Origin of the sequence: Mesorhizobium kowhaii, assembly GCF_042431665.1 — a bacterium.
GTDB lineage: Bacteria > Pseudomonadota > Alphaproteobacteria > Rhizobiales > Rhizobiaceae > Mesorhizobium > Mesorhizobium kowhaii.
The window spans coordinates 1-5,773 of sequence record NZ_JBHLYT010000029.1 but is presented as its reverse complement, the minus strand read 5'-3'; the positions used below and the strand labels follow the sequence as shown (position 1 = coordinate 5,773).

Below are 5,773 nucleotides of genomic sequence, written 5' to 3'. Positions count from 1 at the left end.
CCCGCCGGCCGAAGCCGAGGAACGCTACTACGCCATGCTGGATGAACCAGCCATAGCCGCGTGACTCAAACGAAACGGCCTCCGGAAAACCCGGCGCGGTTCACAGTTCGAAATCCTCGCCGCCTGATTGACCTCGCATCAGGCCTCTCTGCACCCTCTATTCACCCGTTGCAACAAAACCGATCGAGCAGCAATATGACGAAATGGTCAAGTATACCGCCGCCATGCATAGCGGGATGGCTGATCCGGAGGCGATCCTGCGCCGGTTTGCGCGCGCCGAGGTGATGCATCCTACCTACAAGGCGCTCGCCGAGCTCGGTCGGGCGATCAAGACGATTTTCCTGTGCCGGTATCTGCGTCAGGAGCAATTCCGCCGCGAAATCAATGAAGGGCTGAACGTGGTTGAGAACTGGAACAGCGCCACCAGCTTCGTGTTCTTCGGCAAGGGCGGCGAGATCGCCAGCAATCGCTTGGAGGATCAGGAGAGCTCGGCGCTGGCGCTGCATCTGTTGCAGAATTGTCTTGTCTATGTGAACACCCGCATGATGCAGGCGGTGCTGGTCGAGACGACATGGGCTGGACGGCTGGCAGCGGAGGACTATCGCGGCCTTACGCCGCTGATCTATAGCCACGTCAATCCCTATGGCCGCTTTGATCTCGATCTTGAGCGCAGGATCGATTTCGGGCGGAAAGCCGCATAGCCTCGGAGAACGATTATGGCCAAATTTGCTGAGTCATGCCTGGATGTTCTCAACCGACATGGGCTGCCGTCGATGGAGTTCCAGTCTTATTTTGAGAGATCAAAGCATGATCTTCTTGCTGATGGCGCCGCTGCCATCGTAACGGAGGTAATGCAATCCACGGATGGTCGCCCGGATGCGGCTTTGTTGTTCGGTTTACTGCTGGATGAGGCGCGGATGGGCATCGAGAATGACAGCTCATACGGAAAGATTTTTCTGAAAGACGCGGAGACCGCAATCCAGGCTCACGTTGCCGCCGAAGTATGCGAACCGCTTCACCTCATGAAAATTGCCGGCTTGTATCGGCGTGCCGGTCTGCCCGTGCCGGATATATTGATACTCAATACAGTCGGGCAAACTATACCTGCCGAGGCTCCGGTCTCGGACCTCGATGGCACCCTTGCCACTTTAGCTGCCGAAGTTGAGGCCGAGGGTGGTGGGCCGTATGAGTTTTTCAGCGGCCTGGACGAGATGACGGCAGGAATGCCGGAGGAAATGCAGGCTGCGTTTCTCGATCATCTTTTGACCCTGGACAATCCAATTTTGGAACGCTGCGCCCTGTATTGGCTGTTGTCCGGCACACCATTGATCCAGGAGGCCGTGGCCGCCGGTCTGCGCCAAAGACTCACAAGCGCGAGCCTGCTGGCCGGAACCTTGTTCTATCTGCCAATCATTCGCGGCTGGTTGCCGGCAAGCGCCGCCCGGGCAATCGTCGATGACATCGGCAAGCTGGCTCGACGAAATAGTCTCGCCGGTGCTTCCCATGACAATGAAGCAAAACCGGTAGTCGGCGACATCATGGCAAGCCTCGCTGACGGTGTCGGAGCACAAAGCATCTCGATTGTCGGGAAACAGAAGAACCAGACATTCGTCGCGATGATCCTGCTGAAAACAGGATACGGCATCAAGGATGCCTTTGTCATTCGCTGCCGCTCAAAGCGCGAGGCAACCAGCATCGTCTCTTACACCCGCCAGGAAGCGAATAGCGTTCGCATTGATCGAATGACTGCCGAGTTGTTGCTGGAGGCGGCATTGGCAGATGGGATAGAAAATGAACACATGCCGGCGCCAGGTTTTATCGATGTGATGGAAGCCTGCAATTTGAACAATCTGCGGCCCCAAGAAAGGGATCTGCAGGCTCTGCTGGATCATGTCGACCCGCAAGGAGAGATCCCAAATGCGACAACGGCAAAGCTGGATCGGATGCTCAACAACGAGACGGCGCTGGATGCGCTTGTCCCGCTGATCGACAGCTGGTTTGAAGACACGGGCGAGACGCGCGACATCATTCGACGATCCCGCTCTGCGCGAACCGCAGAAACCAGGATCTGGGCTTTTCTTGAAGGCCGGCGAGACATCTGGGCGAGACGGTTTCTGCAAACTGCGATCATCCTCAAATCGGCCAAAAAGGAAAACCAGTCGAAAACACTGGCCGCAGCAGCTTTTGCCTTGATTCAGAAGCATCCCCTGCAAGATATCCCGCTCATGGAGGATATCGTTATGACCACCCTCGAAGCTGGCGGCGCACCTTTGTGGTGACAATGTTGGGTATACCCAGCCAGCACAACGCAAATGAACACGTTCCAGCCGCACAGCCTTGTCTATTTTGGGTCCGATTTGAGATATTGAACGAATTCATGCCTTGGCACACCCAAAATGAACGGTTCGCATGACTCGTATCGGATACGCGCGCACCTCCACCACCGACCAGAATCTTGCCGCGCAACTCGCCGCACTCAAGACCGCCGGCTGCGAGGTCATTCGCGAGGAACAGAAGAGCGGCGCCTCGCTGGAAGGTCGCCCGCAGCTCACCACCATTCTCGACTTCATCCATGCCGGCGAGACGCTCGTCGTCACCCGCATCGATCGCTTGGCGCGCTCCTTGCGCGATCTGCAGGTGATAGTGGACCGGCTGAAAGCCAAGGGCGCGCATCTGTCCGCGACCGAGCAGCCTGTCGACACCTCGACCGCCACCGGCAAAGCCTTCTTTGACATGCTCGGCGTTTTTGCCGAATTCGAGACCAATCTACGGCGCGAACGGCAGGCCGAGGGCATTGCCGCCGCCAGGAAGCGCGGCATCTACAAAGGCCGGCCGCTAAAGATCGACCGTGCCGAAATCATGCGCCGACTGAAACAGGGCCACGGCCCGACACAGATCGCTTGTGATCTCGGCATCTCGCGCGGAACCGTCTACCAGGTACGGAAAGGCGAACCAGATTGAGCAAAGGAAACCGCATCATCCGGCTGACGCCTGTAGCTTGCGAGCGGATCCAAGCCCGCATGCTCGAAGCCTGCCAAAAGATCGCCGCGGATCACGGGCTGGCCATCGAAAGCGCCGGATGGCGTGGCCTAGACTCCGGGTTTGCCTTCGAGCCGGTGTTCCGCGTCAGCATTCCCGCCTCCGACGGCACAGCATTCAATCTCGAAAAGGATATGTTCGAGATTCTAGCCGAGCGGTACGGGCTGGCTCCCTCAGACTTCGGGCGCGAATTCAGCACCGGAAGCGAACGGTTCCGGATCACCGGCATCGATCCCACGCGACCCAAATATCCCATCTCCGCCGAACGGATTCCCGACCGCCGGGGCTTCAAATTCACCGCCGCAAACGTTGCCATCCTGCTACAAACTTGAAGCAAGCCCTGATGTTCGTCAAATGTTCCCCAACTTGGCCAAAATCTCAGCTTCGGGCCGATTAGGCCAACAGGCGATCAAGGAAGGAGGCATCATGACAACTTCGGTGAACCGACAATCGCCGACGCCATTCTCGACCGGATCATCCACAACGCACATCGCATCGCCCTCGAAGGCGACAGCATGAGGAAGCAAAATACGTCAGACCCCTTGACTGCCGATGAAAACGGCGAAATCAATCCCAAATGACGTCAACCAGGCAACCGAAAACCGACCGTATCCAGCTGTCCGGGAATTAGTGAAACAGCTGTCCGCGACTTAGCGGAACGACTGTCCCGTTCTTGCGAAATGCGCAGTGGTATGCCGAGAAGGGCCAACCGCATCTTCGGGGAAGACAATCTCGGCACCCTCGACGGGCGCCGCATGATGTTGATCACCCAGCCGATCGGCGTCGTCGGCACGATCACACCAGGTGGCGTCGTTGCGTATCGCCAGCCCGTGATGGTCTGGTGGTTCCGGGCTGCCGCATATCGGCCGGGAATATGCCAAACCGATTACATTCTTGGAAATAAGTAACTCGAGCGCGAAGGTGCAATTTGCCTTCGACACGTGTGCTAATCGCGCAGTGATATCAATTTCCACGTCCTGAAACTCAAGGAACTGATGGTACAGCGGAAAATACGCCTTATACACTGCCTCCTTCAAGACGAAGAGATCCCGCCGCTTGAGCAGACGCAGATCGTACATGCGTTGCTCATTAGGGGTGGCGATCAATTCGATCAGGTTATCCGGCAGAGGTTCATTAGGCTCAATGTCGATGCCGAGAGATGCAATCCTTTGCGTCCCTGCAATAGCGGCGGCTGCTACTGTATCGTGGTGCGCCAAAGATCCGACGATCCCGGGCGGCCAGATCGGAACACCGGAGCGCGTCTTTACGATCGGCATCGATGGGAACCCCAGGTGCGCAAGAAGTGTCCGGGCAACGACCCTTGCGGCGCCGCTTCCGCGGCGGACTTTGGCAACGGCGCGTCCCATAGACGCAACTTCGGAAGCGTACATGGCGAATTGGTCGTCGCGTTCTATTGGACGAATGCCGACGATGACGTTCTGTCGATCAATCGTGAAAATCTCCATCTATTTGGTCCCTTTGAGCTTTGAGCCGTTCGAGGAGCTCAGCCAATGAAGCTTGGACTTAATCCGACCCGGCCGTCGGTCAGCTGCGGCGCCAGCCAACATATGAGTGCTTCCCGTCTTTGGAGCATCGATCCAGGGCCATTCAGGGTGTTGTCGGGATTTCGAGACCGAACCTGGTCGGGGCGCCGGACACTTTGGAGCTCGTTAGAGATCCCTTTCACGAATCGCGGTTAAGTGCGCAGAGATGGCTCGGGCCAGAGCTTTGCGGTTTTCCAGATCACTCATCATCGTCACGTGGTCGCCTCCAATTGGTACGGCAGTAATGACCTCTCGACTCAAGACCCGGTCCCAGCCGCGCATGGGCGAACGCGCCTCGGGGCCCAATGAAGTCTCAGCTTGTCGCGCCCGAGAGCTGAACAGAGCCTCGGTGGCATAAAACTGATGTATCTCAATTGGCAGGGATGGGATTTGGTACGCCTGTAGCGCCTCGTGAAAGCGGGCGACCTTTTCATACATCAAAACCTCGTTGTGGAGATCACGATCGAGAGGTATCGCCCCAACTTGCTTTGCCTTTTCAAGAAGCTGGGCAATTGAACTTTGTCCAGCAAAGCGTTCCAGTACTCCGAAACTCTCATCATCTAAGGATTCAAAAGAATCCAACAGCACTTCTCGTACCATTTGGGTGGGCGATATGCCCGATGGATTTGCGGGTAACGCAACATCGATGAGAGCGATGAATGATACAGCTTCATCGAGACTCAGCAAGTGCTGGGCAATTGCATAAGCCAAGATTGCACCTGATGAGTATCCAGCAAAGCGATATGGACCCCGTGGCTGGATCTCTCTAATCGCCAGGATCACCTCCGCGGCTATTCTTTCAAGAGTTTGTGGACAAACTGCATTGAAAGGCGGCCATGGCAGAGCGTAGATGGGACAGTCTACGTCCATTTTCTCCACCAAACTGAGGACATAGGAACAATCGCCCGAACCTGTGGGAACAAAGAAGAGCGGTGGTTGTGATCCGGTTGCCTGAACTGAAATCGCTTCCGGAACGCTGGGCTGTCGCTGAAAATGAATCTTTGATGCGAGTTCCTTCAGAACAGGGGCTTGGAAGAGATCGGCAGCGCTAAACTTCAGCCCAACGGCGAGCGTTCGACCGAGCAACTGCACCGCCAGCAGCGAGTGGCCGCCGAGCTCGAAGAAGTTGTCGTGGCGGCCGACCCGCTCGACCCCGAGCAGCTCTTGCCAGATCCCGGCCAGGGCCGTCT

Annotated in this window: 5 protein-coding genes and 2 pseudogenes; 5 read left to right on the top strand and 2 right to left on the bottom strand. The window is 56.9% G+C overall.

Annotation, left to right across the window (positions count from 1 at the left end):
* Positions 1-161: 161 nt before the first annotated feature.
* From ACFFNA_RS17425 to ACFFNA_RS17405, 5 genes and pseudogenes are all read left to right on the top strand, one after another.
* Positions 162-701 (top strand): annotated as a pseudogene (locus ACFFNA_RS17425) (Tn3 family transposase); the annotation flags it as partial.
* A gap of 15 nt (positions 702-716) precedes the next feature.
* The gene (locus ACFFNA_RS17420) at positions 717-2,279 is read left to right on the top strand and encodes a Y4lR C-terminal helical domain-containing protein (RefSeq protein WP_378920203.1); all 1,563 of its coding nucleotides are present in this window, start codon (positions 717-719) and stop codon (positions 2,277-2,279) included.
* A gap of 130 nt (positions 2,280-2,409) precedes the next feature.
* Positions 2,410-2,961: a recombinase family protein gene (locus ACFFNA_RS17415; protein ID WP_378920201.1), complete on the top strand. Its 552-nt coding sequence runs from the start codon at positions 2,410-2,412 to the stop codon at positions 2,959-2,961.
* Entirely contained in the window at positions 2,958-3,371 is a 414-nt protein-coding gene (locus ACFFNA_RS17410; protein ID WP_514132019.1) for a hypothetical protein, read from the top strand. The genes ACFFNA_RS17415 and ACFFNA_RS17410 overlap by 4 nt, the downstream gene beginning before the upstream one ends.
* A 93-nt stretch (positions 3,372-3,464) precedes the next feature.
* Positions 3,465-3,620: pseudogene (locus tag ACFFNA_RS17405) on the top strand (ATP-binding protein); the annotation flags it as partial.
* Positions 3,621-3,689: 69 nt separating this feature from the next.
* Here ACFFNA_RS17405 and ACFFNA_RS17400 read toward each other — a convergent pair.
* Together ACFFNA_RS17400 and ACFFNA_RS17395 are read right to left on the bottom strand one after the other, a co-directional pair.
* Entirely contained in the window at positions 3,690-4,505 is an 816-nt protein-coding gene (locus ACFFNA_RS17400) for a 4'-phosphopantetheinyl transferase family protein (protein WP_378920197.1), read from the bottom strand.
* 204 nt (positions 4,506-4,709) lie between these two features.
* A partial coding sequence (locus tag ACFFNA_RS17395) for a thioesterase domain-containing protein (RefSeq protein WP_378920195.1) occupies positions 4,710-5,773 on the bottom strand: 1,064 nt, incomplete at its 5' end.